Raw genomic sequence first — 25,740 nt, forward strand, 5'->3', positions numbered from 1 at the left:
AATCTCAGCATTCCCTGAGGCAGATCCAAGGTCCGTCCAACGGAGCGCACAGTCCGCGCCCCGAGCATCGCGGGCATGGAGTCCCCCAGAGCCAGTCGCCGCCGCCGTGCGCGCCGCTCCCGCCGCCCGCTTCTCTTCACGGCACTCGCCGTGGTCGCCGTCGGCGGGGTCACGGCGGGCGGCACGGTCTATGTGAAGGCGCGGGCGCACTCCGGTGCCGGGGCCGTATCGTCGGCGGGGTCGCCGTCGGCCTCCTCCTCGGCCACGGCGGGCGAGGAGGCATCGGTGGAACCCACGACTTCGCCGTCGGCCGTCGACCGGAAGGCGGCGCTGTCCAGGGCCTTGGCCGCGGTGAGCGTGCCGTCCGGCGCGGAGGTGTCGGCGGCGGTGCTGGAACTGGACTCCGGGGAGAGTGCCGGGTACGGCGAGGCCGCCTTCGACACGGCGAGCATCGTCAAGGTCGACATCCTGGCGGCGCTGCTGCTGCAGGCGCAGGATGCCGGGCGGCACCTCACCGCCTCCGAGAAGGCGTACGCCACGAAGATGATCGAGAACAGCGACAACGCGTCCGCGACGGCCCTGTGGCGCACGATCGGGCGGGCCGGGGGGTTGGACGCGGCGAACGAGCGGTTCGGGCTGTCGGCGACCTCGGGTGGTGACGGCGAGCTGTGGGGGCTGACCCAGACCACGGCGGCCGATCAACTGGTGCTGCTTCAGCAGGTGTTCGGGGAGGAGTCGGCGCTCAGCGCGGCCTCGCGGACCTATGTGCAGGGGCTGATGAAGGGGGTGGAGGCCGATCAGCAGTGGGGAGTGTCGGCTGCCGCCGTGGGGTCTTCGTGGGCTTTGAAGAACGGGTGGCTGGCGCGTAGTACGACCGGGCTGTGGGACGTCAACAGCATCGGGCGGGTGACGGTGGACGGCTCCGACTACCTGGTCGCCGTGTTGTCCAGGGGGACGATGAGCCAGGCGAAGGGGATCGTGTTGGTGGAGGCCGCCGCGAAGGCTGCGGTGTCCTCGTTCGCCGCGTCCTAGGACGTCGTCCTGCGGTTCCTCCACAGGACCACGGCCGCCACCAGCAGGACTCCGCCGATGCTGCCTGCCAGGGGGCCCGCCCAGTCGGAGACGGACGTGGTGGACCGGGGGGTGTCCGGGCCGGGGCCGAAGTACTTCTTGTCGTACGACGCCGGGCGCAGGCCCTTCGGCTTGAGCCTGGCCGCTGCCTTGAGGGCTGCCGCGGGGTCGATCATGCCGAAGCCCCGGGAGTCGTCGCGGCCGCCCACCGGAGCGTCGCGGGCCGTGTCCTCGAGGAGCTTCTTGATCTGGGCCGGGGTCAGGGTGGGGTGGGCCGCCTTGATCAGGGCCGCGGCGCCCGAGACGAAGGCGGAGGCGGCCGAGGTGCCCCAGCCCTCGTAGTACTTGTGGTCGGGGTCGGCGATCACGACGTTCACGCCGGGCGCGCTGACCGCTGCGTACCAGCGGCGGGTGGAGAAGGAGGCGCGCGTGCCGTACTTGTCCACGGCCGTGGCGGCGATGACGCCCGGGTAGGCGGCCGGGTAGGAGACGTGGTCACCCTTGTCTCCGCCGTTGCCCGCGGAGGCCACGACGACCACGCCCTTCTTCAGGGCGTACTGCACGGCCTCGTCCTCGCTGGGCTCCGGGTGGGCGGAGTTGGAGTCGTCGCCCAGGGAGAGGTTGATGACGTCGGCGCCGTGGTCGGCGGCCCAGCGGATGCCGTCGGCGAGGGCGTTGCCGCGGGTGGTGCGGGCCTTGGCGCGGGCGGGGTCGCCGTCCTCGAGGATGACCCGCACGGGCAGGATCTTCGCCTCGGGAGCGACGCCCACGACGCCCTCGGTGCCGCCTGGCCCGTGGCCGTGCCCGGCGATGATGCCGGCCATGGCCGTGCCGTGCCGGGCCCAGGCCCGGTCGCCGGGCCCGGCACCGAAGTCGATCATGTCCTTGGTGGACAGGACGTTGCCGGCCAGGTCCGGGTGGTCGGCCTCGACTCCGGTGTCCAGGACGGCGACGGTGACGCCCTGCCCCTTGGTGGTGCGCCAGGCCTCGTCGAGGTGGAGGGCGGACAGGCCCCACTGCTGGGCGCGGATGCTGTCGGCGTGGGCCGCGGCGGACGGCAGCAGGACGAGGGAGCCGGCGAGCAGGAGGCTCACCGCCGACCCGGTCGTTCGCACGCGGCGCCGGCCGCGCGTCGTTCGCCTCATGAGGGTTTCTCCGTGGCCGAGCTGACGGTCTGGCGCAGTCGCCGTTCGACGCGGTCGGCCAGGCCCTGTGCCTCGTTGCCGAGACCGGCCTGGGCGGGTGCCGAGGTGGCGCCCGTACGGAGGGCGTCCGCGGCGGGCTGGGGCGAGTCGACGGTGCGCCCGTCCGCCCAGCCGGAGACCGAATAGGCGACGACGGGGGCGTCGGTGAGGACGGAGAGGGTCCAGCTGGCGCGCTGCTTGTCGCCGAAGCCGGCCGCGGCGGTGCCCTTGGCGGCGTACGGCCGGGGCATCAGGTCGCCGCGGCGGTCCAGGTGCTCGTCGCGGAAGCGGGCGGCGAGCGAGGACATGGCGGCGGAGTCGCCCTTGGTGAAGAGCAGGCCGACGGTGGTGACGTAGGTCTGGGTGGCGTCGGTGTAGGTGGCGCGCAGCAGCCGCTGGCAGCCGACGGGGGCGAGCGCCTTGTGCAGCAGCGGGTCGAAGGCGTCGGCGCACTTGGTGTCCGGGGCGACGGCGATCCGCGTCCAGGTCCGGTCGGCACCGCCGGGGCCGGCACCGGTGCCCTGGAGGGTGGTCGGGAAGAGCCGGTCGACGGGCACGCTGTGCCACAGCGTCGCGGCCGCGGTGAAACCGTTCCCGGCCGGGCCGTCTCCGCCGTCTCCGGTGAGCCAACTCCCGGTCACGGCACCGCCGATGAGGCCGAGTCCGAGGACCAGGCAGGCTGCTGCGGCGGCGGTCCGGGGACCTACTCGCCCGCCCAGCGGCCGCGCCCGCACCCGCTCGTCGTACCCCTCGGGCTCCCCGAACGACACGACGGGCCGAGCGGCGGCCCCGGCACTCCACGAGAGCGCCGGGTCCGGCGAGGCCGGAGCAGGGCTCACCGGGTGCGCGGGATCGCTCGGGCTCCAGGCACCCCGGAGGTCACGCGCCGGGGGCCTGGGGGGCGGCAACGGGGAGGCCGGGCGGTCGCCGGCAGGGGCCTGCGCGGAGGCCGCACGACCGGCGGTCTGCTTTGCCACGGAATCCGGACGACCGGGAGCGGCTCCCTCCGGACGACCCGTGGACGGCGTGGCCGCGGAAGCCGCACGGCCGGCAACGGACCCACCCGGGCCACCGGCGAACGGCGCGGACGCGGAAGCCGCACCACCCGGAGCAGACGCGCCCGGACGACCCGCGGACGGCGCGGACGCATGACCCGCACCACCCGGAGCAGACTCCGCCGGACGACGGGCAGACGGCGCGGACGCAGAACCGGGGCGGCCACCGGGTACGGACTCCCCCGGACGACCGGCGAACGGCGCGGACGCAGGGCCGGGGCGCTGCGGCTCGGCCGCCGCCGGGCGGATCGGCCGCAGCGGGGCCGTCGTCTCCGAGAAGGACTCCGCGGGCGCTGCGGGGCGGCGGGGCGGGGTGCTTGTGTACGGCGGCGCGGACGCGGAATCGGCACGACCGGGAGCGGCCCCCTCCGGACGCCCCGCGGACGGCGTGGCCGCGGAACCCGGACGGCCGGGAGCGGACCCATCCGGGCCACCGGCGAACGGCGCGGACGCGGAACCCGCACGGCCGGCAACGGACCCACCCGGGCCACCGGCGAACGGCGCGGACGCGGAACCCGCACGGCCGGCAACGGACCCACCCGGGCCACCGGCGAACGGCGCGGACGCGGAAGCCGCACCACCCGGAGCAGACTCCGCCGGACGACCGGCGGACGGCGAACCGGGACGGCCGCCGGGTGCGGACTCTCCCGGGCGGCCGGCGAGCGGCACGACCGCAGGGCCGGGGCGCTGTGGCTCGTCCGCCGGCGGGCGGATCGGGCGGAGCCGGGTCGTCGTCTCCGTCAGGGACTCCGCAGGTGCTCCCGGGCGGGGCGGCATGGTGGTGGCGGCCCGTTCGGCGCGTGCCTTGCGGCCCGTGCTCGGTGCCGTGTCGGGGAGCCGGCCCGCGCTCGGCGGGGCGTCGGGGAAGCGGGCCGAGGCGGGGGGCGGCGGCGGGCTCACCGGGCCGGGGGCCTCGGGTACGGCGGTGGGCCGGAAGCCGGCGAACCGGGCGGGGCCCGCGCCGGAAGCCTGTGCCGGGCGGTCGGGCCGTTCCTCCCCCCGCGTCCGCGCAGGCATGCTCCGCGCGGCGCGGGGTGCGAAGACGGAGGGCTCCTCGTCGAGATCCTCGGAGCCCGGTGCGGCCGGGACCGGCGAAGGCCCGGCGGAAGTGGTCCGGTACCCGGCCGGTTCGCGGGCGCCCGTCGGTGCCGAAGGTCCGGCCGTCGGTGCCGCTGCGTGCGTGGCCGGTGACGGGGGTTCGGGGGTGGGGCCGGGAGGCGGATTCGTCGGGCGTGGCGGTACGGGGGCGCGGCGCGCTTCCGTGCTCATGCACCCCCCGTTTCCTCGTGCCCGGGCCGTTTCCTCGTACACGGGCCGTCTCGCTCCTCGGCCGCGCCCGGTGCGGAGCCTCCGTCCGGGCACGCATACCCGTACGGCTGGACCGGCATCCCGGTTCAGGTGAAGTGGCCGGGCACGTTCCGCCGTACGTGCGCGTCACTCTACGGGTTGTCCGGGAGAGAAGGAGAACCAGTCCACGAGCCCGGGGCATCTGCCCGGAACGTCCCCCTACCCTGCGGTAATCCTGTCTGGCAGGCTTCCGTCATGACTGCGCCTGCCGCTGATCGGGCCCGTTACGACCGGGCCACCGCCCATCTCGACGCCCCTGTGGCGATCGTGGATCTGGACGCCTTCGACGCCAACGCGGACGATCTGGTCCGCCGTGCCGCCGGAAAGCCGGTCCGGGTCGCGAGCAAGTCCGTTCGCTGCCGGGCCCTGCTGGAACGTGTCCTGGCCAGGGACGGATTCCAGGGCATCATGTCGTTCACCCTCGCCGAGTCGCTGTGGCTCGCGCGTTCCGGGTTCGACGACGTCCTGCTGGCCTATCCGTCCGCGGACCGGTCCGGTTTCGCGGAGCTGGCCGCCGATCCCAAGCTCGCGGGTGCCGTCACCGTGATGATCGACGACGTCGCCCACCTCGACCTCATCGACGCGGCCCGTGACGGCGGGCGTGAAGTGGTCCGGGTCTGCCTGGAGTTGGACACCTCGCTGAAGCTGCTTGGCGGCCGGGTCCGGGTCGGGGCACTGCGTTCGCCGCTGCGCTCACCCGCCCAGCTCGCCGAGCTGGCCCGGGCGGTGGCCCGGCGGCCGGGCTTCAGGCTGGTGGGCGTCATGGCGTACGAGGGGCACATCGCCGGGGTCGGGGACTCGGTGGCGGGACGGCCGCTGCGGTCGCGGGCGATCCGGCTGATGCAGGCGACCGCGAAGCGTGAGCTGGTCGAGCGGCGCGCCGCCGTGGTGCGGGCGGTGCGGGCGGTGGCGCCCGACCTGGAGTTCGTCAACGGCGGTGGCACGGGCAGTGTGCAGCACACCGCCGCCGAGGACGCGGTGACGGAGATCGCGGCGGGGTCCGGTCTGTACGTGCCGCGGCTCTTCGACAACTACACGTCCTTCAGCGGCCGTCCGGCCGCCCTGTTCGCCCAGCCCGTCGTGCGGCGGCCGGGCGTGGGTGTCGTGACCGTGCTCGGCGGCGGCTATCCGGCCTCCGGCGCGGCCGGTCCCGACCGGCTGCCGGTGCCGTACCTGCCGGAGGGGCTCAGGTACGACCCGCAGGAGGGCCCCGGCGAGGTGCAGACACCGCTGCTGGGCTCGCCCGCCGACGATCTGCTCATCGGCGACAAGGTGTGGTTCCGGCACGCCAAGGCGGGCGAGCTGTGCGAGCGGTTCGACGTGCTGCACCTGATCGAGGGGGACGCGGTGACGGCGACCGTGCCCACCTATCGGGGTGAGGGGCAGACCTTCCTCTGAGGGTCGTGCGGTGGGCGCGGCCGCCGGGGCGGCGGCCGCTGCCGGGGCCGCGCGGGATGCTGTCGCATGCGCGCGGGCCGTACACCTTTGTTCCTACAGGGGCGTGACGTACGCGCCCGAGATCCCGCCGTCCACCAGGAAGTCGGTGGCGTTGACGAAGGAGGAGTCGTCGCTGGCCAGGAAGGCGACGGCGGCGGCGATCTCCTCGGCCTCGGCGAACCGGCCGACGGGGATGTGGACGAGGCGGCGGGCGGCCCGCTCCGGGTCCTTGGCGAACAGCTCCTGCAGGAGCGGGGTGTTCACCGGGCCCGGGCAGAGCGCGTTGACCCGGATGCCCTCGCGGGCGAACTGCACGCCCAGTTCACGGGACATGGCGAGCACGCCGCCCTTGGAGGCCGTGTAGGAGATCTGCGAGGTCGCCGCGCCCATCCGGGCCACGAAGGACGCCGTGTTGATGATGGAGCCCCGGCCCTGGCGGCGCATGTACGGGATGGCGGCCTTGCAGCACAGGTAGACCGAGGTGAGGTTGACCTCCTGGACCCGCTTCCAGGCCTCCAGGCCGGTCTCCAGGATGGAGTCGTCGTCGGGCGGGGAGATGCCCGCGTTGTTGAAGGCGACGTCGACGCTGCCGTAGGTGTCGAAGGCGGTCTTGAACAGCGCCTCGACCTGCTCGGGGTCGGTGACGTCGACCTTGACGAAGGTCCCGCCGACCTCGTCGGCGGCGGCCTTGCCGCGGGCCTCGTCGACGTCGCCGCAGACCACGTGCGCGCCCTCGGAGGCGAGGCGGCGGGCGGCGGCGAGGCCGATGCCGCTGCCGGCTCCGGTGACGACGGCGGTACGGCCGACCAGGCGGCGGCAAACGATGTTGTCGGTCACAGTGCGGGGCCCTCCGTGCTGATGAAGACGTTCTTGGTTTCGGTGAAGGCGGTCAGGGCGTCCGGGCCCAGCTCACGGCCGAGGCCGGACTGCTTGAAGCCGCCGAACGGGGTCCAGTAGCGGACGCTGGAGTGGGAGTTGACGGACAGGTTGCCCGCGCGCACGGCCTGGGAGACGCGCAGGGCGCGGCCGATGTCCCGGGTCCAGATGGAGCCGGAGAGACCGTAGGGGGTGTCGTTGGCGAGGCGGATCGCGTCCTGTTCGTCGGTGAACGGGAGGAGGACGGCGACGGGGCCGAAGATCTCCTCGCGGGCCGCCGCGCTGTCGTGCCGCTCCCCCGTCAGGACGGTCGGCGGGAACCAGAAGCCGGGTCCGTCGGGGGCGCTGCCGCGCAGCGCCTGCGCGCCTTCGGGGACGTACGACCGTACGCGGTCGAGCTGCTGACCGGAGATCAGCGGGCCCATCTGGGTCTTCTCGTCCGCCGGGTCGCCCACCACGACGCCGGCCAGCGCGTCGGCGAGGAAGTCGCGGGCCTCGTCGTACACCGACTCCTGGACGAGGATGCGGGTGCGGGCGCAGCAGTCCTGGCCGGAGTTGTCCAGGAAGGAGAAGGGGTCGAGGGCGGACTTGAGGTCGGCGTCGGCGAAGACGACGTTGGGGCTCTTGCCGCCGAGTTCCAGCGTGACCGGCTTGACGAGCTTCGCGCAGCGCTCCATGACCTCACGGCCGGTGCGGGTGGAGCCGGTGAACACGATCTTGGCGACGTCGGGGTGGTCGACCAGCGCGCGGCCCGCGGTGCGGCCGTAGCCGGGGAGCACCTGGAACACCCCTTCGGGCAGGCCCGCCTCCAGCGCGAGTTCCGCCAGCCGCAGCGCCGTCAGCGGGGTGGTCTCGGCGGGCTTGAGCACGACGGCGTTGCCCGCGGCGAGGGCCGGGAAGGAACCCCAGGCGGCGATCGGCATGGGGAAGTTCCAGGGGGCGATCACGCCCACGACGCCCAGGGGTTCGTGGAACGTGACGTCCCAGCCACCGGGTGCGGGGATCTGCCGGCCGAGCAGGCGTTCGGCGCCGCCGGCCGCGTACAGCAGCAGGTCGCGCGCGTTGCCGGCCTCCCAGCGGGCGTTGCCGAGGGTGTGGCCGGCCTCGCGGACCTCCAGCCGGGCCAGTTCGTCGATGTGGGAGTCGACCACGTCGGCGAAGCGGCGCAGCTGGCGGGCGCGGTCGGCGGGCGGGAGGGCGGCCCACTTCTCCTGGGCGCGCGAGGCCCGTACGACCGCGGCGTCCACCTCGGCCGCGTCGGCGGCGGGGACGGTGGCGACGACCTCCTCGGTGGCGGGGTTGAGGACCTTCAGCTCGTGCGGGTCGGACACGTGTTGACCTTTCACAGGCGTTCGAAGGAGCGGCGCAGCTCCCAGTCGGTGACCGCGGCGTCGAAGGCCTCCAGTTCGACGCGTGCCATGTTGCGGTAGTGCGCGACGACCTCGTCGCCGAAGGCGGCCTTGGCGATCGGGCTGTTCTCCCAGAGTTCGGCGGCCTCGCGCAGGGTGGTCGGGACGTGCTCGAAGTCGGCGGTGTAGGCGTTGCCGGGGCAGGGCTCGGGGAGTTCCAGCTGCTGCTCGATGCCGTACAGGCCGGCGGCGACCAGTCCGGCGACGGCGAGGTACGGGTTGACGTCTCCGCCCGGGAGGCGGTTCTCGAAGCGCAGGGAGCGGCCGTGGCCGACCACCCGCAGGGCGCAGGTGCGGTTGTCGTGGCCCCAGGCGACGGCCGTGGGGGCGAAGGAGCCGGGCTGGAACCGCTTGTAGGAGTTGATGTTGGGGGCGTAGAGCAGGGAGAAGTCGCGCAGGGCGGCGAGCTGTCCGGCGAGGAAGTGCCGCATGACGTCGGACATCCCGCCGTCGCCGGCCTGCGCCATCGCGTTGTCGCCGTCGGCGTCCGCGAGCGAGAGGTGGATGTGGCAGGAGTTGCCCTCGCGCTCGTTGTACTTGGCCATGAAGGTGATCGAGACGCCCTCCTGGGCGGCGATCTCCTTGGCACCTGTCTTGTACAGGGCGTGCTGGTCGCAGGTGCGCAGGGCCTCGTCGTAGCGGAAGGCGATCTCGTGCTGGCCGGGGTTGCACTCGCCCTTGGCGGACTCGACGGTGAGGCCGGCGGCGGCCATGTCGTTGCGCAGCCGGCGCAGCAGGGGCTCGATGCGGCCGGTGCCGAGGATGGAGTAGTCGATGTTGTACTGGTTGGCCGGGGTCAGGTCGCGGTAGTTCGCGTCCCAGGCCTGCTCGTAGCTGTCCTTGAAGACGATGAACTCCAGCTCGGTGCCGACCTGGGCGGTGAGGCCGAGTTCGGCGAGCCGGTCGAGCTGGCGGCGCAGGATCTGGCGCGGGGCGGCGACGACCGGGGCGCCGTCGTTCCAGGCGAGGTCGGCGACGAGCAGGGCGGTGCCGGGGTGCCAGGGGATGCGGCGCAGGGTGGCGAGGTCGGGGTGCATGGCGAAGTCGCCGTAGCCTCGGTCCCAGGAGGACATCGCGTAGCCGTCGACGGTGTTCATCTCGGTGTCGACGGCGAGGAGGTAGTTGCAGCCCTCGGTGCCGTGCTGCAGGACCTCGTCGAGGAAGAATCGGGCGGCGAACCGCTTGCCCTGGAGACGCCCTTGCATGTCGGGGAAGGCCAGGACGACAGTGTCGATCTCACCACCGGCGACGAGGGCGTGCAGCTCCTCGACACTCAATGGGGGTGTGCGGTCTGCCACGGGAGAGCCTCCTTGGGCTGCTTCGCGTCTTACGGCGGGGCCGGGAGTCATAAGGTATTGCGGAGAACCATTGCTTGGGAAGGGGGTACGGCCGGATGTCGCAGGAGACGGACGCGCAGGGCGTGCACGCGCAGGGAGTCGACGACCGGCTGGCTCCGGTGCTGCGGCCGGTGCGGGCGGGCAACGGCTTCGAGGAGGCACTGGAGCAGATCCTGCAGGTCGTACGGCTCGGCCTGGTGGCGGGTGGCGAGCGGCTGCCCGCCGAGCGGGAGCTGGCGGAGCGGCTCGGGATCAGCCGGGTGACCCTGCGCGAGGTGCTGAAGGTGCTGCAGGACCAGGGACTGGTGGAGGCGCGGCGCGGGCGGTACGGCGGAACGTTCGTGCTGCCGCGCACGGACGCGGGCGGCGAGGACGAGCTGCGGCGGCGGATCGCCGAGGTCGACATCGAGGACATGCTGCGCTTCCGCGAGGTGCTCGAGGTGGGAGCGGCGGGGCTGTGCGCGGCGCACGGGCTGACCGGCGAGCAGGCCGACCGGTTGCGGGAGGCGCTGGACCGCACCCACGAGGCGCCGCTCGCGGACTACCGACGACTGGACACACTGCTGCACCTGACGCTGGCCGAGCTGTGCGGTTCGCCGTCGCTGACCGCGCAGTACGCGGCGGTGCGGGCGACCGTCAACGACCTGCTGGACTGCATCCCGCTGCTGGTGCGCAACCTGGAGCACTCGCAGCGGCAGCACATCGCGCTGGTGGAGGCGGTGCTGGACGGAGACGCGGACGGGGCGCGGGAGATGATGCGCGAGCACTGCGCGGGTACGGCGGCACTGCTGCGGGGTTTCCTGGCGTGAGCCCGCTCTGTAAAGGTATTCACGTGTACCTTTGGATGCCTGGGAGGGCGGCATGACCGTACGACCGCTGATCGGTGTGAGCACGTACCTGGAGGCCGGTGCGCGCTGGGGGGTGTGGGAACTGGACGCCGTGCTGCTGCCGGCCGGCTATCCGCGGCTGGTGCAGCGGGCCGGGGGGCTCGCCGCCATGCTCCCGCCGGACGCGCCCGAGCGGGCCGCCGAGGCGGTGGAGCGGCTGGACGGGCTGGTGATCGCGGGCGGGCCGGACGTCGATCCGTCGCGCTACGGCGCCGAGCGGTCGCCGCGCACGGGGCCGCCCGCGCCGGAGCGGGACGCGTGGGAACTCGCGCTGATCGGGGCGGCGCTGGCGGCACGGGTGCCGGTGCTGGGGATCTGCCGGGGGATGCAGCTGCTGAACGTGGCTCTCGGCGGCACGCTGGTGCAGCACATGGACGGGCACGCGGAGGTGGTCGGGGTGTTCGGGGGGCATGCCGTGAAGCCGGTGCCGGGCACGCTGTACGCGGAGATCGCGCCCGAGGAGACGACCGTGCCGACGTATCACCATCAGGCGGTGGAGCGGCTCGGTACGGGGCTGGTGCCCTCCGCACACGCCGCGGACGGGACCGTGGAGGCGATCGAACTGCCGTCGGGCGAGGGCTGGGTGCTCGGCGTGCAGTGGCATCCGGAGATGGGCGACGACCTGCGGGTGATGCGGGCACTGGTGCTGGCCGCGTCCTGAGGTCACCCTCTCGTCAGCGACAGCAGCTCCCGCGCCGGCCCCGTGGGCCGGTGCCCCGTCGGCCACACCGCGCGCAGATCCCGGCGCAACGAAACCCCCTCGACCGGGATGCTCACCAGCCGTCGCATCCCCAGCTCCTCCCCCACGGCCAGTTCACTGAGGACCGAGGGACCCGCGCCGCTGACCGCCGAGGCCTTCACGGCGGTGGTGGAGGAGAGCTCCATCAGGGGGCGGGCCAGGCCGCCGAGGGCCGCGTCCAGGACCTGGCGGGTGCCGGAGCCGCGTTCGCGCAGGATCAGGGGCGTGGCGGCCAGCTCCCGGGGGGTGAGGGGGCGCCGTCGGCGGGCCCAGGGGTGGCCGGGGGCCGTGACGACGATCAGGCGGTCGTGGGCGATCACGGTGGAGTCCAGGCCCGCCGGGACCGTGAGGCCCTCCACGAAGCCCAGGTCCGCCTCGTCGGCCAGCAGGAGTTCCGCCACCTTCGCCGAGTTGCCCGCGAGCAGCGACACCGCGGTGTCGGGGCGCTCGGCGTGCAGGGCGAGGAGCCAGCCCGGGAGCAGGTACTCGGCGATGGTCATGCTCGCAGCCACCCGCAGCCGCGAGTCCCGCCGGTCGCGCAGCGCCCGGGCGCCCGCGTCGAAGGCGGCCGCCGCCTCCACCACCCGGCGGGCCCAGTCCGTCACCAGGGCGCCCGCGTCCGTGAGCCGGGAGCCGCGCGGGGAGCGGTCGACCAGGGCGACGCCCAGCTGCCGTTCCATGGAGCGGATGCGGCTGCTGGCGGCCGGCTGGGTGATGCCGACCTCGCGTGCCGCCGCCCCGAGACTGCCCAGGCGGGCCACGGCCAGCAGCAGTTCCAGCGCGCCGAGGTCCGGCACCCGGTGCGCCAGTGACCCGGCGGGACGGCCGTCGGCCGTCGCGTACTCCTCGCTCATAAAGCCAGTTTATGCCCTCATAGACATGAACTCCCTGGTCAGCGGCGCCCGGGGGCGGGACGGTGGGGCCATGGTCACCGCAGCCCATTTCCCGCCCGCCGCCCGTGTCCGGCACCTCGGTCCCAACTGGTACGCCTCCGTGATGGGGACCTCCGTCGTCGGTACGGCCGGTGCCGCACTGCCCCTGCGCCTTCCCGGGCTGCGCGAGGTGTGCACGGCCGTCTGGGCGCTGGCCCTCCTCATGCTGCTGACCTTGCTGACCGCCCGCGCCCGGCACTGGGCGCACCACCGCGACCAGGCCCGCGCCCACCTCCTGGACCCGGCCATGGCCCCCTTCTACGGCTGCCTGTCCATGGCCCTGCTGGCGGTGGGCGGCGGCGCTCTGACGGTCGGCCGGGACTGGATCGGCACCGGTCCGGCCGTCGCGCTCGACACGGTCCTGTTCAGTCTCGGTACGGCGGTCGGGCTCGCGGCCGCCGTGGCCGTGCCCTACCTGATGACCGTGCACCACCGCGTCCAGGCGGCCCAGGCCACCCCGGTCTGGCTGCTGCCGCTCGTCGCACCGATGGTCTCCGCCGCGCTCGGTCCGCTGCTGGTGCCGCATCTGCCGCCGGGGCAGCCCCGGGAGACGCTGCTGCTGGCGTGCTTCGCGCTGTTCGGGCTGAGCCTGCTGGCGACGCTGCTGATGCTGCCGCTGGTCTTCGGCCGCCTGATCACCTCGGGCCCGCTGCCGCTCGCCCTCACCCCGACCCTGTTCCTGGTCCTCGGTCCGCTCGGGCAGTCCACCACCGCCGTCGGCCTGATCGCGGACGCGGCCCCCCGGGTCGTACCGGCCCCGTACGACCGCGGTTTCGCCGTGTTCGCGCTGATCTACGGCGTGCCGGTCATGGGGTTCGCGCTGCTGTGGCTGGCGCTCGCGGTCGTGCACGTGGTGCGGGCCCGGCGGCGGGGCATGGGTTTCGCCATGACCTGGTGGGCGTTCACCTTCCCCGTGGGCACCTGTGTCACCGGCGCCGCCGCCCTGGCCCGGCACACCGGGCTCGCCGCGTACGAGACGCTGGCAGTCGGCCTGTACGGCATCCTGGTCGCCGCGTGGCTCGCGGCGGCGTCGGGGACGGTGCGGGGGCTGCTCAGCGGTGAGCTGCTCGCAGCGCCTCGGCCAGCACCCGTGGCGCCTCTGCCAGCGACGGTCCGTACCAGGTCAGATGCCGTCCGCTGACCAGGGCGCAGGGCAGGCCCGGGAAGGCCTCGGGGCCGTCGTCGGCGGTGAAGCGGTAAGGCTCGTCCGGCAGCACCACGACGTCCGGGGCGGCCGCCAGCAGTTCCTCCAGGGGCACGCGGGGATAGCGGTCGGGGTGCGCGGCGTGGACGTGGTGCACGCCGAGACGGGCCAGCACGTCACCCGCGAAGGTGTCCCGGCCCAGGACCATCCAGGGGCGGCGCCAGATGGGCACGACCGCGGTCACGGGGCTCCCGGGTCCGGGAAGCCCGGTCCAGGCGGCCTCGGCCTCGTCCAGCCAGGGCGGCCGGGCCGGTGCGCCGCACCCGGTCAGCACCCGCTCCAGCTCCCGGAAGGCCTGCGGCACCGTCCGCACCTCGGTGACCAGCACGTCGAGGCCCGCCGCGCGCAGGGCGTCCAGGTCGGGGGCGCGGTTCTCCTCCTCGTTGGCGATCACCAGGTCGGGGGCGAGGCCGATGATCCGCTCCGTGTCCGGGTTCTTCGTGCCGCCGATCCGGCTGACGTCGAGGTCCGCGGGACGGCTGCACCAGTCGGTGGCCCCGACCAGGACTCCGGGCAGTGTCACGGCGACCGCCTCGGTGAGAGACGGGACCAGGGAGACGACTCGCACTAGCGGGGCCGGTCCTGCACGGCCTCGATGTGTTCGGCGACCGCGACCACGATGACCCGCGTGTCGGGGACGGTGGCCCGCCAGCGATGCCGGACTCCGCCGGTGAGGTAGAGGGTGTCGCCCCGTCCGAGGCGGTACGCGCGGCCCTCGGCCTCGATCTCGACCGCGCCGTCGGCGACGTACATCAGCTCGTCGTTGCGGTGCTGGAACTCGCGGCCGGCGTCGTGGTCTCCGGTGAACTCGGAGGCGTGCAGCTGGTGGTGGCCACGCACCAGGGAGCGGGTGCGCGGGTCGAAGTCGCCCTCGTCCACGGGCTCGCCACGGACGACGTCCACGCTGCAGGCCGGGTCGGCGGCGGCGAGGAGTTCCACGGCCGTGGTGCGCAGGGCGTCGGCCAGCTTCTCCAGGGAGGTGCGGCTCGGGCGGGCCCGGTCGTTCTCGACCTGGCTGAGGAAGGGCACCGAGAGGCCACTGCGCTCGGCCACGACGGCGAGGGTGAGCTCAAGCGCACGGCGACGCCGCCGGACGGCCGCGCCCACCCGCACGGGCTGCTGCTCTTTGTGGTCGCCCATCGCTCCGGCTCCCTCCTTCACTCGTCGTGCCGACAGGGTGTCCACCGCCGGACACACCCCTGCTGAGTTGTCTGCACCCTACGCATGTTCGGCAAACCGTTTCATGCGGCTGTCACATCCCCGACACGCCGGTGGGCCCGCACCCCCATGGTTCGCGCCAGTGCGGCCGCTCGCCGTGCGGGACGGGTCTCCCCTGGTTCAAGGCCGGAGCGAGCCTTCGTGTTCCCGCGGGGGCAGGGCCCATAGCACTCCGTGGTTGGCCGGATCCTGACCGTGCAGAAATCCCGCGGAGGCCGGCGGATGCACCGCGAGGGGTGGCACCCGGATACGCCGCGAGGGGTGGGGGCGCCCGCCCGCAGGCGTACGGCGCCGCCCACCCCCCGGGTGGCGGTCGGGAGGTCAGGTCACCCGGCCGCCCCGCTTCCGGCACCCTTGCGGGCCACCGGCGCCCACCGGTCGACCAGGTCCGGGTGCTGCTCGAGCCAGCCGCGCACGGCGTCCTGCTCCGCGCCCTTGCCCGACTTCTGGATCTGCGCCTCCAGGCCGGTGAGCTGCTCCTCGGTCATCGAGAAGTTCTTCAGCCAGGTGCCGACCTCCGGGTTGTCGGCGGCGAAGCCCTTGCGGGCGAGGGTGTGCACGCCGTCGCCCGAGCCCCAGGCGCCCTTCGGGTCCTTCAGCTTCTTCAGGTCGTAGTCGCTGTACGCCCAGTGCGGGGACCACAGGGTGACGACGACCGGCTGCTTCTTGGCGTAGTCCCGCTTCAGCTCGGCGAGCATCGCGGGCGTGGAGCCGTCGACGACGTCGTACGTGCCCTCGAGGCCGTACTCCTTGAGGACCTTGGTCTTGAGCAGGCCCATCATGCCCGCGCTGGGCTCGATGCCGACGATCTTCCCGCCGAACTCGGAGGCGTGGTCCTTCAGGTCCGCCAGGGAGTTCACGTCCTTCACATAGGACGGGACGGTCAGTTCCAGGGAGGTGGGGCCGTACCACTTTCCGAGGTCGTCGAGCCTGCTGCCGTACTTCTTCCAGTACTCGGCGTGCGTGGTGGGCAGCCAGGAGTCGGTCTGGAAGTCGACCTGGCCGGTGGCGAGGCCGGTGTAGAGGGGGGCGGCGGCGTACTGGGTGGTCGTGACCTTGAAGCCGCGCTCCTCCAGCAGCTCCTTCCAGAGGTAGGTGGAGGCGATGCCCTCGTCCCACGGGATGTAGCCGATCCTGATCTCCTTGCCCCGGCCGACGTTCGTGGCGGAGGCCCCGGAGGTGCCCGAGGACGAGCCGAAGATCCCCATGCCTCCGGCGACGAGCGCGAGGACGACCACGCCGACGACGGCGACCTGCGGGCGCGGGCTGTACGACCACACGGTCGTCCGGTCCTTCGCAGCGGCCCTGCGGCCCTGCGGGGAGATCTGGGTGCCGAGGGCGCCGGTCACGCGGTCCAGGTAGATGGCGAGGACGACGATGCCGACGCCCGCCTCGAAGCCGAAGCCGATGTCGAGCTGCCCGATGGCCTCGTTGACAGCGCCGCCCAGTCCGCCCGTGCCGACCATGCCCGCGATGACGACCATGGACAGGCCCAGCATGATCACCTGGTTGACGCCGGCCATGATGGTCGGCAGGGCGAGCGGCAGCTGGACGCGCAGCAGGGTGTCGCGCGGCGTGGTGCCGAACGCCTCGGCGGCCTCGACCAGTTCGGCGTCGACCTGACGGATGCCCAGCTCGGTCATGCGGACGCCGGGGGCGAGCGCGAAGATCAGCGTGGCGATGACACCGGCGGCGGTGCCCAGGCCGAAGAAGAGGATGGCCGGGATCAGCAGGACCATCGACGGCATGGTCTGGAGCAGATCCAGGACGGGCCGTACGGCGGCGCTGACCGCGCGGGAGCGGGCGGCCCAGATGCCCAGCGGGACCGAGATCAACAGGGCGATGACGGTGGCGACGAGGACCAGTGCCAGGGTGGACATGGCCCGGTCCCACAGGTCGAGCGAGTCGACGAGGGCGAACCCGGCGAAGGCGAGGACACCTGCGGCGAGCCCGCGCAGCCACCAGGCGACGACCGCGAGCATGCCCGCCAGGAGCAGGGGCGCGGGCGCGGCGAGGACGGTGTCGATGCCGTCGTACATGCCCTCCACGACCGCGCGGACCGCGTCGAACAGCCAGGAGAGGTGGGCGACCAGCCAGTCGACGCCCGAGTCGACCCAGTCGCCGAGGTGCAGCCTAGGCACGGGCGTTCACCTTCTTCCCGCTGTTGTCGCACGCCGTGGGCTCGCCCTGTTCGTCGCCGAGGAGGCCGACGAGGCGCTGCCGGGGGACGACGCCGACGAGCGCGCGGTCCGCGTCGAGGACGGCGACCGGGTGGGTCAGGCGGGCGCTGATCGCGCACAGTTCGGCGAACGGCGTGCCCGGGGCGGCCGTCTCACAGCCGCAGTCGGCCTCGTCGCCGCGCACGTCGGTGTCCATGACGGCGGCGGCGGTCAGCACCCGGGAGCGGTCGACGTCCTGGATGAAGGAGGCGACGTAGTCGTTCGCGGGGCGCAGCAGGATGTCCTCGGCGGTGCCGGTCTGCACGATGCGGCCGTCCCGCATGACGGCGATGCGGTCGCCGAGGCGCATGGCCTCGTTGAGGTCGTGGGTGATGAAGACGATGGTCTTCTTCAGGGTCTTCTGCAGCTCCAGGAGCTGGTCCTGCATGTCACGGCGGATCAGCGGGTCCAGGGCGCTGAAGGACTCGTCCATGAGGAGCAGGTCGGCGTCGGTGGCGAGGGCGCGGGCGAGGCCCACGCGCTGCTGCATGCCGCCGGACAGCTCGTCGGGCCAGGAGTCCTCCCAGCCGGCCAGGCCGCACAGGGCGAGCGCCTCGTCGGCGCGACGCTCGCGCTCGGCGCGGGGCACGCCCTGCACGCTCAGGCCGTAGGCGGCGTTGTGGCGGACGCTGCGGTGCGGGAAGAGCGCGAAGTGCTGGAAGACCATGCTGATCTTCTTCGAGCGCAGCTCGCGCAGGGCGCGGTCGCCGAGCGCGGTCAGGTCCTGGCCGTCGAAGCGGACATGGCCGGCGGTCGGCTCCAGCAGGCCGTTGAGCATGCGCAGCAGGGTGGACTTTCCGGAGCCGGACAGGCCCATGACGACGAAGATCTCGCCGGCCTCGACCTCGAAGGAGGCGTCGATGACGGCGGCCGTGGTGCCGTCGGCGCGCAGCTCCTCCCGGTCGGCGCCCTGGCGCAGCCGTTCCACTGCCTGGTCCGGTCGTCTGCCGAACACCTTGAACAGGTGTTCCGCCTCAAGCCTGGATGACACGCTTGCCTCTCGTCTGGGTGGACACAACAGAGGCCGCGCCTCCCCACGACCGCTTTGGTCAAACTTTTAAGTGGCCCAGCTCACAGGGGTGGATCCGTGGCGGCAGGTGACCGTCAGTGCCGTACGGCATGATGCGACCGTGACCGGACGACTCATGCTTCTCGACACCGCCTCGCTGTACTTCCGCGCCTACTTCGGCGTGCCGGACTCCGTGCGGGCGCCCGACGGCACGCCGGTGAACGCCGTGCGGGGACTGCTGGACTTCATCGACCGGCTGGTCCAGGACCACCGGCCGGCGAAGCTGGTGGCCTGCATGGACGCCGACTGGCGGCCGCAGTGGCGGGTGGACCTGATCCCCACCTACAAGGCGCACCGGGTCGCCGAGGAGCACGAGGGCACACCGGACGAGGAGCAGGTGCCGGACACGCTCACCCCGCAGGTGCCGGTCATCGAGGCCGTGCTGGACGCGGTCGGCATCGCCCGGGTCGGGGTCGCGGACTACGAGGCCGACGATGTGATCGGCACGTTCACGGCGCGCGCCGACGGACCGGTGGACATCGTCACCGGCGACCGCGACCTGTATCAGCTCGTCGACGACGAGCGCGGCATCCGCGTGCTGTACCCGCTGAAGGGGGTCGGCACGCTGCAGCTGACCGACGAGGCCGTACTGCGTGAGAAGTATGGGGTCGACGGGCGGGGGTACGCGGATCTGGCGCTGCTGCGCGGCGACCCGAGCGACGGCCTGCCGGGCGTGTCCGGGATCGGCGAGAAGACGGCCGCCAAGCTGCTCGCCGAGTTCGGCGACCTGGCCGGGATCATGGCGGCGGTCGACGACCCGAAGGCGAAGCTCACGCCGTCGCAGCGCAAGCGGCTGACCGAGGCCGGGCCGTACGTCGCGGTCGCGCCGAAGGTGGTGCGGGTGGCCGACGACGTCCCGCTGCCGGACGTCGACCCCGCGCTGCCGCGCACCCCGCGGGATCCGGCGGGACTTGAGGAGCTGGCGGCGCGCTGGGGGCTGGGCGGCTCCCTGCAGCGGCTGCTGACGACACTGGGACAGTGAGTCCGACCGGAATATTCCGGCAAAGCGCGTTCACCGAGGCCTTCTGGAAGGCGTGTCAACCAGAGAGAGATGCTAACTTAGGTAAACCTAACCAATGCAGCAGGAGGCCGTGATGGCAGAGCGCCCGGGACGAAAGCCGCGCAAGCCCCATACCGCCCAGGTGGTGCGCACGGAGCGGCTCACGCCGCATATGCAGCGTGTGGTGCTCGGCGGCGAGGGCCTCGCCGATTTCGCCGCGGACACCTGCACCGACCACTATGTGAAGCTGCTGTTCGGCCCTCCTGGCGTGACCTACCCGGAGCCCTTCGACGTGGAGCGGATCCGCGCGGAGTTCCCCCGTGAGCAGTGGCCGGTGACGCGGACGTACACCGTGCGCGCCTGGGATCCCGAGCACCGCGAGCTGACCCTGGACTTCGTGATCCACGGCGACGAGGGTCTGGCCGGGCCGTGGGCCACCCGGGTGCAGCCCGGTGAGAGTGTGCGCTTCATGGGCCCGGGGGGTGCCTACGCGCCCGACCCGAGCGCCGACTGGCATCTGCTCGCCGGTGACGAGAGCGCGCTGCCCGCGATCGCCCGCGCCCTGGAGACGCTGCCCTCCGACGCCCGGGCGTACGCCTTCGTGGAGGTGTCCGGCCCCGAGGAGGAGCAGAAGATCGACTCCGAGGTGGAGGTCGTCTGGGTGCACCGCGGGGACCGGCCGGTGGGCGAGGCCCTGGTGGCGGCCGTGCACGCGCTGGAGTTCCCCGAGGGCCGGATGCACGCGTTCGTGCACGGCGAGGCGAGCTTCGTGAAGGAGCTGCGCCGGCTGTTCCGGGTCGAGCTGCAGATTCCGCGCGAGGACCTGTCGATCTCCGGCTACTGGCGCCTCGGCCACAACGAGGACGGCTGGCAGGCCTCCAAGCGGGACTGGAACGCCCGCATCGAGGCCGAGCAGGAGAGCGACGGCGCGGCGGCGGCCTGAACACTTCGAAAGCGGCGGCACCCTGACGGGGTGCCGCCGCTTTCGTCTGCCGTCCGGGCAGCCTCGTACCCTTGACCGATGAGACGCCGTAGCCCGCCCCCGCCTGCCCCGCTCCCCCAGCGTGACGGTGTCGACCCGGTGCGGGTGCGGCTGCCGTTCGACGGGGTGTGGGCGACCGTGCGGGAGCATCTCGTGGAGCGGCTGACGGGGGCCGGGCCCGGGGTGGTCGAGGCGATGCTCGACGCGGGGCTGATCGTGGGCGCCGACGGGCGGGCGGTGGCGCCGGACGCACCGTACGAACCGGGGATGTTCGTCTGGTTCCACCGGGAGCTGCCCGCCGAGGTACCGGTGCCCTTCCCGCTGGAGGTGGTCCACCGGGACGCGCACATCGTCGTGGCCGACAAGCCGCACTTCCTCGCGACGACCCCGCGCGGCACGCATGTCACCCAGACCGTGCTGGCCAGGCTGCGGACCGAGCTGGGTATCCCGTCGCTGTCCGCCGCACACCGGCTGGACCGGCTCACCGCCGGCCTCGTGCTGTTCACGGTGCGGCCCGAGGAGCGCGGCGCGTACCAGACGCTGTTCGCGGACCGGCTGGTCCGCAAGGAGTACGAGGCGATCGCACCGTACGACGCCTCGCTCGCCCTGCCCCGCACCGTGCGCAGCCGGATCCTGAAGGAGCGCGGCATTCCGGCCGCGCGCGAGATCGAGGGCGAACCCAACGCCGTGACCCGGGTGGAGCTGGCCGAACACCGGGCCGCGCTGGGCCGGTACCGGCTCGTCCCGGAGACGGGGCAGACGCACCAGCTGCGGGTGCACCTGAGCGCGCTGGGCATCCCCATCCTCGGCGATCCGCTCTACCCGGAGGTGACCGCCCCCGTACCGCCCGGCGACTTCCGGCGTCCGCTGCAACTGCTCGCACGGCGGCTGGAGTTCACCGATCCGGTGACGGGGGCGGAGCACGCGTTCGTCAGCGGGCGGACGCTGGAGGCCTGGCACTCGCCCGGGCGGTGGGCCGGCCAGGAGCCCTGACCGCGCTCCGCTCGCTCACTCCCCTCGCCACCAGCGCAGCATCCGCTGCCACACGTTCTGCCGGCGGGGCTGCGCCGGTGCCACGGGGGCCGGCTCGGGGGCCGGGCTCGGGGTCGCCGGGGTGGGCTCCGGCACGGGGGCCGGTTCCGGGCGGACGGAGCCGACCTGCCAGGTGGCGCGCTGGGTCGGGATGTGCGACGGGCTGGGCGGGAGGCCGGCGTCCTGCTGGGGCTTCGGTTCGAAGCGCACCGGCAGGGCCACCAGATGCCGGGAGGCGATCGACGACCGCCAGCGCAGGTCCTCCTCGGCACAGTCCAGCTGGATGTCCGAGAGCCGCGTCAGCAGGGCGTCCACACCGACGTCGGCGATGGCACGGCCGATGTCCTGGCCGGGGCACTCGTGGGGGCCGCCGCCGAAGGCGAGGTGGGAGCGGTTGCCCTGCATGTTGGCCGACAGGTCGGGCCGCACCCGCGGGTCCACGTTGCCCGGGGCCGGCGCGAAGAGCAGCCCGTCCCCCTTGCGGATGCGCTGGCCCCCCAGCTCGGTGTCCTGCTTGGCGAAGTAGCCGAGGACGGTGCTGAACGGCGGCTCGTCCCACAGGGACTGCTCGATCGCCTCCGGCACGGTCATCTGGCCCCCGTTGAGCTGGGCACGGAAGCCCGGCTCGGTGAGGACCATGCGCAGCGCGTTGGCGAGCAGGTTGGCGGTGGCCTCGTAGGCCGCGAAGAAGACGAGGCGCAGGTGTTCGCGGACCTCGTCGTCGGTCAGTCCCGCGGGGTGGGTGATGAGGTGACTGGTGAAGTCGTCGTCGGGCCGGGCTCGGCGACGGGTGGTGAGCCGGCTCAGCGCGTCGATGACGTACGCATGGCTCTCGATGGCGGTCTCGGTGCCCTTGAGCGCGTCGCGGGCGGCCTGCACCATCCGGTCGTTGTACTCCTCGGGCATGCCGAGGAGCTCGCACATGACGGCCATCGGCAGGTGCTCGGCGAACTGGGAGACCAGGTCGGCACGGCCGCGTTCGCAGAAGTCGTTGACCAGCTCCTGGGTGTAGCGGCCGATGTGCCGGCGCATGCTGCGGTGGTCGATGGTCGACATGGCGCCGGTGACCGCCGCGCGCAGCCGCTGGTGCTCGTCGCCCTCGGCGAAAGCGCAGATGGGCTGCCAGGCGATGTGCGGCATGAGGGGGTGGTCGGGTTTGACCATGCCCTCCTGCAGCGCGGTCCACGTCCGGCTGTCGCGGGCGTACTGGGAGGGGCTGCGGACCATGTGCAGGTTCTCGGCGTGCCCGAGGACCACCCACACCGGCACGTCCTCGTGGAGCAGCACGGGCGCGACGCTGCCGTGCTCCTCCCGCAGCCGCTCGTACAGGTCGTCCAGGTCCGCCGCGTCGGGGCCGTAGAGGCGGTGCACTCCTCCGGGACCGAGGCCGTGCGCCGGGCAGCCGGGCGGCGGCCCGGCGGTGGCGTCGGTACCGGTGAGGGATTGGGATTCAGGCGTCACAGTGTCGCTCCGGAGCGGAAGGTGTGGGGGTCGGTCGGATGCGGGTCAGGTGAGGGCGCCGGACATGGCGAGCGAGTGCAGGAAACGCATCAGGGTCATCAGCACGTCCTTGCTGGAGGCCCGGCGGCGCACGTCGCAGTCGATGATCGGGATCTCCGGGGCCAGGTCCAGCGCGATGCGCAGTTCCTCCAGCGGATAACGAGGCGCGTCGGGGAAGGAGTTGACGGCGACGACGAACGGGACGCCGCGTTCCTCCAGCCGTCCCATGACGTCGAAACTGACTTCCAGGCGGCGGGTGTCGACCAGGACGACCGCCCCGAGCGCGCCCTCGAACAGGCCGTTCCACAGGAACCAGAAGCGCTCCTGGCCCGGGGTGCCGAAGAGGTAGAGCACCAGCTTGTCGGTGATGCTGATCCGGCCGAAGTCCATGGCCACGGTGGTGGCGGTCTTGGTCTCGGAGCCGTAGTTGTCGTCGACCCCGATCCCGGCCTGGGTCATGGTCTCCTCCGTGGTCAGCGGCCTGATCTCGCTGACCGAACCGACCATGGTGGTCTTGCCGACGCCGAAGCCGCCCACGATCACGATCTTCACCGCGGCCTGCGCCGTCTGCGGGAGGTGATCACCGGTGCGTGGGCCGGGGATGGTGTCAGAGCCGTTGAAGTCCATGCATCACCGCTTCGAGGAGAGAACGGTCCGGGAGCGCCTTGCGGACGATCGGGGCGCGCGCCTGCACCAGTTCGTTCGTGATCAGCTCGGTGATCAGGACGGTCATCGCGCTGAACGGCAGGTTGAGGTAGGCCGAGAGCTCGGCCACGGACAGGGGGTTGGTACAGAGCTGGATCACGGCCGCCTCCTCCGGTGAGGCCGACGGCGGCGGCGCGGATCGCGCCACGATCAGGGTGACCAGGTCGAGTTCGGCCCGGCCGCCGTCGGCGGTGTCGGCGATGGCGTACAGCCGTTCGGGATTCCCGGGCTTCTCCTCGCCGTCCGCGGGGGTGGGGGGCGGCGGCGGTGGAGGGGGCGGTTGGTGCGGCAGGCGCCGTTTGCGTTGCGGAGGAGTCATACGGTCTGCCCGTTCCGCCGGGGCGGACTGGTGAGATGGGCTCCGATCCGGACGACGAGGTCGCGCATCATGCCGGCCATCCGGCCCGGCTCGCAGGTCACGTCGGCCAGCACGGCCAGGTAGGCGTTGGCGCCGGCGTCCATGAGGTAGAAGTAGCCGCCCTCGATCTCGATGACGACGAGCTTCATGTCGCCGGCACCCTCGATCTCCTGGATGATGGCACCGGCGAGGCTCTGCACGCCCGCGCAGGCGGCGGCCACCCGGTCGGCCGCGTCGGGGTCGCCGCCGTAACGGGCGATGCGCAGTCCGTCGGCGGAGAGGACCACGATCATCTGGACGCCCGGTACGCCGTCGTTGAGCTGCTTGAGCATCCAGTCGAAGTTGCCTCGCTGCTGGATCACTTGAGGTTCCCCTCGTCGTCGGTGACGCCCTCGATGGCGGTGTCCGAATCGTTGAGCAGGTGCAGGTACTTGGTGGGGTTCCGCGTGAAGTCGGTCAGCTCGGGCGCGGTGGCGTCCTCGGGCATGCCCTTCCGCAGGCCGTTCCAGAAGTCGTCGACCCACATGCCCGGCGGCCGGTCCCGGAGCTTTTGGATCTCGGGGTCGATCTCGGGCTCGGGCTCGGGTTCGGGCTTGTGCTGGGACCAGATGGTCGGCCGGCCCTCGCGCTCGGCGCGCTCGATGGCGGCCTGTTCGGCGTACCGCTGGCTGAGCGGTGTCTTCACCCGGCTGCGCCGCTGCGGCAGACCGCCCGCCGTCCACTCGGTGACCTCGGGGACGTCGTCCTCCATCGAGATCCCGGCGGGGATGCGGGGGCTGGTGGGGCGCCGCTTCTTGGGCCTGCGCTTCGGGCCCTCCACCGCGCCGAGTTCGGGCTTGGGCACGCCGGTGGCACCGATGCCGTGGGCGGCGCCGACGCCGGGTTCGGTGGTGGTCATCACGCGCGGTACGACGAGGATCGCGCGGACGCCGCCGTAGGCGGAGGCGCGCAGCGAGACCTGCATGTCGAAGGCCTTGCACAGCCGGCCGACGACGGCGAGGCCGAGGCGCGGGTTGGAGCCCAGGTTCTCCGCGTCGTCGCCCGCCATGGCGTCGTAGATCGCCTTCTCGATGCGGGCGCGGCCTTCCTCGCTGAGGCTGACGCCGGCGTCCTCGATCTCGATGACGAGTCCGGACTGCACCTCGGCGGCGGTGACGTGCACCTTGGTCGACGGCGGCGAGTAGCGGGTGGCGTTGTCGAGGAGTTCGGCGGCCGCGTGGAGGAGCGGCTCGACGGACGTGCCCTTGATGTTGATGTTGACGATGGAGTTCAGCTCGATGCGCCGGTACTCCAGGATCCGGGACATGGCACCGCGCAGCACGCTGTAGAGCGAGACGGGCAGCGGCCACTGACGGCCGGGGCGTCCGCCGCCGAGCACGGAGATGGTGTCGGCGAGGCGGCCGATCAGCGCGGTGCCGTGGTCGATGCGCAGCAGGTCGTCGAAGACCTCGGGGTTGCGGCCGTGGTCCTCCTCCATCTCCCGCAGTTCGTTGGCCTGCTGGTGGACGATGGCCTGGATGCGGCGGGCGATGCTGACGTAGGAGCGCTCGGTGGCGTCGCGCATCGAGATCTCGAAGTCGGCACCCTTCAGCGCCGTGCGCAGCAGGGTGCGCTGCGACTCGGGCATGTGGCGCAGGTCGGGGTCGTTGTCGACGACCTTACGCATCACCTCTCTGAGCGGTTCTCCGTGGCGCAGCCGGAGAAGCGCGGTGGGCAGGACGTCGACGCCGAGGCGGACGATCTCCGCGTCGTGGACGGCGAGGCGGCGCTCCAGATACGCGGTGTGACGGTCGTGCTCGGCCTGCGCCTCGCGCAGTTTGCGTCCGCGGCGGACGGCTTCGGCGCCCGTGGCGAGGACCAGCAGCAGGGCCACGGCCCCGCACCCGCCCACGGCGATCCGGGCCGGGGCCGGGGCCAGGGCGACCGCCGCCGCGGTCGCCGCGGCCATCGCTATGGCCGGCAGCAACAGCACGCGCGCATAAGGACGTTCACGGCCACCGGGAGGCTTTTGAACACTCACCATGGATGCCTTCTGAGACGAGTCGGCTGGGTGTCAGGAGAGCTTGCGGGGGGAAGAGTCATGGAACCGAAGGGATCATCGGGAAGTTTGGGAACAGGCGCACGAATTCACCTCAACTCGGTGCGCCGCGGGCGAGCTTAGTCCGACCGGATCATCGCC

The 25,740-nt window shown here is 72.8% G+C and carries 23 protein-coding genes; 8 read left to right on the forward strand and 15 right to left on the reverse strand.

The window, feature by feature from the left end:
- Window positions 1-75: 75 nt before the first annotated feature.
- Complete coding sequence (locus AC07DS_RS10435; RefSeq protein WP_479144044.1) at window positions 76-1,032, forward strand: serine hydrolase; 957 nt, start codon at window positions 76-78, stop codon at window positions 1,030-1,032.
- On the opposite strand, the gene mycP is transcribed toward AC07DS_RS10435, so the two are convergent.
- Together mycP and AC07DS_RS10445 are read right to left on the reverse strand one after the other, a co-directional pair.
- On the reverse strand, window positions 1,029-2,216 hold the full coding sequence (gene mycP / locus AC07DS_RS10440; protein ID WP_479144045.1) for a type VII secretion-associated serine protease mycosin: 1,188 nt from the start codon (window positions 2,214-2,216) through the stop codon (window positions 1,029-1,031). The genes AC07DS_RS10435 and mycP overlap by 4 nt on opposite strands.
- A complete protein-coding gene (locus tag AC07DS_RS10445) occupies window positions 2,213-3,094 on the reverse strand; it encodes a hypothetical protein (protein WP_479144046.1) in 882 nt (293 codons plus the stop codon). The genes mycP and AC07DS_RS10445 overlap by 4 nt, the downstream gene beginning before the upstream one ends.
- Window positions 3,095-4,852: 1,758 nt before the next feature.
- Between AC07DS_RS10445 and AC07DS_RS10450 the strand changes: the two genes are divergently transcribed.
- Window positions 4,853-6,055: an amino acid deaminase/aldolase gene (locus tag AC07DS_RS10450; RefSeq protein WP_479144047.1), complete on the forward strand. Its 1,203-nt coding sequence runs from the start codon at window positions 4,853-4,855 to the stop codon at window positions 6,053-6,055.
- Window positions 6,056-6,148: 93 nt separating this feature from the next.
- Here the strand turns inward: AC07DS_RS10450 and AC07DS_RS10455 are convergent, their stop codons facing one another.
- From AC07DS_RS10455 to AC07DS_RS10465, 3 genes are read right to left on the reverse strand one after another with little or no spacing between them, the layout of a single operon-like run.
- Entirely contained in the window at window positions 6,149-6,931 is a 783-nt protein-coding gene (locus tag AC07DS_RS10455; protein WP_336110902.1) for a 3-oxoacyl-ACP reductase, read from the reverse strand.
- Window positions 6,928-8,301: an aldehyde dehydrogenase family protein gene (locus AC07DS_RS10460; RefSeq protein WP_479144048.1), complete on the reverse strand. Its 1,374-nt coding sequence runs from the start codon at window positions 8,299-8,301 to the stop codon at window positions 6,928-6,930. The genes AC07DS_RS10455 and AC07DS_RS10460 overlap by 4 nt, the downstream gene beginning before the upstream one ends.
- Window positions 8,302-8,312: 11 nt before the next feature.
- Window positions 8,313-9,677: a glutamine synthetase family protein gene (locus AC07DS_RS10465; protein ID WP_479144049.1), complete on the reverse strand. Its 1,365-nt coding sequence runs from the start codon at window positions 9,675-9,677 to the stop codon at window positions 8,313-8,315.
- A gap of 95 nt (window positions 9,678-9,772) precedes the next feature.
- Here AC07DS_RS10465 and AC07DS_RS10470 point away from each other — a divergent pair, with 95 nt between their 5' ends.
- Window positions 9,773-10,525 carry a FadR/GntR family transcriptional regulator gene (locus AC07DS_RS10470; protein ID WP_479144050.1) on the forward strand — a complete coding sequence of 251 codons (753 nt, stop codon included), beginning with the start codon at window positions 9,773-9,775 and terminating at the stop codon, window positions 10,523-10,525.
- A gap of 52 nt (window positions 10,526-10,577) precedes the next feature.
- Entirely contained in the window at window positions 10,578-11,264 is a 687-nt protein-coding gene (locus AC07DS_RS10475; RefSeq protein WP_479144051.1) for a gamma-glutamyl-gamma-aminobutyrate hydrolase family protein, read from the forward strand.
- 2 nt (window positions 11,265-11,266) lie between these two features.
- On the opposite strand, the gene AC07DS_RS10480 is transcribed toward AC07DS_RS10475, so the two are convergent.
- Entirely contained in the window at window positions 11,267-12,196 is a 930-nt protein-coding gene (locus AC07DS_RS10480) for a LysR family transcriptional regulator (protein ID WP_479144052.1), read from the reverse strand.
- A gap of 70 nt (window positions 12,197-12,266) precedes the next feature.
- Here AC07DS_RS10480 and AC07DS_RS10485 point away from each other — a divergent pair, with 70 nt between their 5' ends.
- On the forward strand, window positions 12,267-13,415 hold the full coding sequence (locus AC07DS_RS10485; RefSeq protein ID WP_479144231.1) for a TDT family transporter: 1,149 nt from the start codon (window positions 12,267-12,269) through the stop codon (window positions 13,413-13,415).
- On the opposite strand, the gene AC07DS_RS10490 is transcribed toward AC07DS_RS10485, so the two are convergent.
- The 4 genes from AC07DS_RS10490 to AC07DS_RS10505 all read right to left on the reverse strand — a co-directional run bounded on the left by AC07DS_RS10490 (window position 13,327) and on the right by AC07DS_RS10505 (window position 17,906).
- Window positions 13,327-14,046: a helical backbone metal receptor gene (locus tag AC07DS_RS10490; RefSeq protein WP_479144053.1), complete on the reverse strand. Its 720-nt coding sequence runs from the start codon at window positions 14,044-14,046 to the stop codon at window positions 13,327-13,329. The two genes, AC07DS_RS10485 and AC07DS_RS10490, sit on opposite strands and share 89 nt — an antisense overlap.
- Window positions 14,046-14,618: a helix-turn-helix domain-containing protein gene (locus AC07DS_RS10495; RefSeq protein WP_336110909.1), complete on the reverse strand. Its 573-nt coding sequence runs from the start codon at window positions 14,616-14,618 to the stop codon at window positions 14,046-14,048. Before AC07DS_RS10495 ends, AC07DS_RS10490 begins: the two co-directional genes overlap by 1 nt.
- Before the next feature lie 404 nt (window positions 14,619-15,022).
- On the reverse strand, window positions 15,023-16,837 hold the full coding sequence (locus AC07DS_RS10500) for an ABC transporter permease/substrate binding protein (protein ID WP_479144054.1): 1,815 nt from the start codon (window positions 16,835-16,837) through the stop codon (window positions 15,023-15,025).
- Entirely contained in the window at window positions 16,830-17,906 is a 1,077-nt protein-coding gene (locus tag AC07DS_RS10505; protein ID WP_479144055.1) for a quaternary amine ABC transporter ATP-binding protein, read from the reverse strand. Before AC07DS_RS10505 ends, AC07DS_RS10500 begins: the two co-directional genes overlap by 8 nt.
- A 139-nt stretch (window positions 17,907-18,045) precedes the next feature.
- Between AC07DS_RS10505 and AC07DS_RS10510 the strand changes: the two genes are divergently transcribed.
- From AC07DS_RS10510 to AC07DS_RS10520, 3 genes are all read left to right on the forward strand, one after another.
- On the forward strand, window positions 18,046-18,966 hold the full coding sequence (locus tag AC07DS_RS10510) for a 5'-3' exonuclease (protein ID WP_479144056.1): 921 nt from the start codon (window positions 18,046-18,048) through the stop codon (window positions 18,964-18,966).
- A 112-nt stretch (window positions 18,967-19,078) separates the two neighbouring features.
- Entirely contained in the window at window positions 19,079-19,927 is an 849-nt protein-coding gene (locus tag AC07DS_RS10515) for a siderophore-interacting protein (protein ID WP_479144057.1), read from the forward strand.
- A 78-nt stretch (window positions 19,928-20,005) separates the two neighbouring features.
- On the forward strand, window positions 20,006-20,959 hold the full coding sequence (locus tag AC07DS_RS10520) for an RluA family pseudouridine synthase (RefSeq protein WP_479144058.1): 954 nt from the start codon (window positions 20,006-20,008) through the stop codon (window positions 20,957-20,959).
- Between the two features lie 15 nt (window positions 20,960-20,974).
- Here the strand turns inward: AC07DS_RS10520 and AC07DS_RS10525 are convergent, their stop codons facing one another.
- The 5 genes from AC07DS_RS10525 to AC07DS_RS10545 are packed head-to-tail and all read right to left on the reverse strand — an operon-like array spanning window position 20,975 to window position 25,584.
- Window positions 20,975-22,459 carry a cytochrome P450 gene (locus tag AC07DS_RS10525; protein WP_479144059.1) on the reverse strand — a complete coding sequence of 495 codons (1,485 nt, stop codon included), beginning with the start codon at window positions 22,457-22,459 and terminating at the stop codon, window positions 20,975-20,977.
- 45 nt (window positions 22,460-22,504) lie between these two features.
- Window positions 22,505-23,125, reverse strand: coding sequence for a GTP-binding protein (locus tag AC07DS_RS10530; protein ID WP_479144060.1), 621 nt, complete (start codon window positions 23,123-23,125; stop codon window positions 22,505-22,507).
- On the reverse strand, window positions 23,106-23,522 hold the full coding sequence (locus AC07DS_RS10535; protein ID WP_479144061.1) for a DUF742 domain-containing protein: 417 nt from the start codon (window positions 23,520-23,522) through the stop codon (window positions 23,106-23,108). Before AC07DS_RS10535 ends, AC07DS_RS10530 begins: the two co-directional genes overlap by 20 nt.
- Window positions 23,519-23,923, reverse strand: coding sequence for a roadblock/LC7 domain-containing protein (locus AC07DS_RS10540; protein WP_145882813.1), 405 nt, complete (start codon window positions 23,921-23,923; stop codon window positions 23,519-23,521). Before AC07DS_RS10540 ends, AC07DS_RS10535 begins: the two co-directional genes overlap by 4 nt.
- The gene (locus AC07DS_RS10545) at window positions 23,920-25,584 is read right to left on the reverse strand and encodes a sensor histidine kinase (protein ID WP_479144062.1); all 1,665 of its coding nucleotides are present in this window, start codon (window positions 25,582-25,584) and stop codon (window positions 23,920-23,922) included. The genes AC07DS_RS10540 and AC07DS_RS10545 overlap by 4 nt, the downstream gene beginning before the upstream one ends.
- Between the last annotated feature and the right edge of the window lie 156 nt (window positions 25,585-25,740).

The organism is Streptomyces sp. NPDC044064 (genome assembly GCF_056434245.1).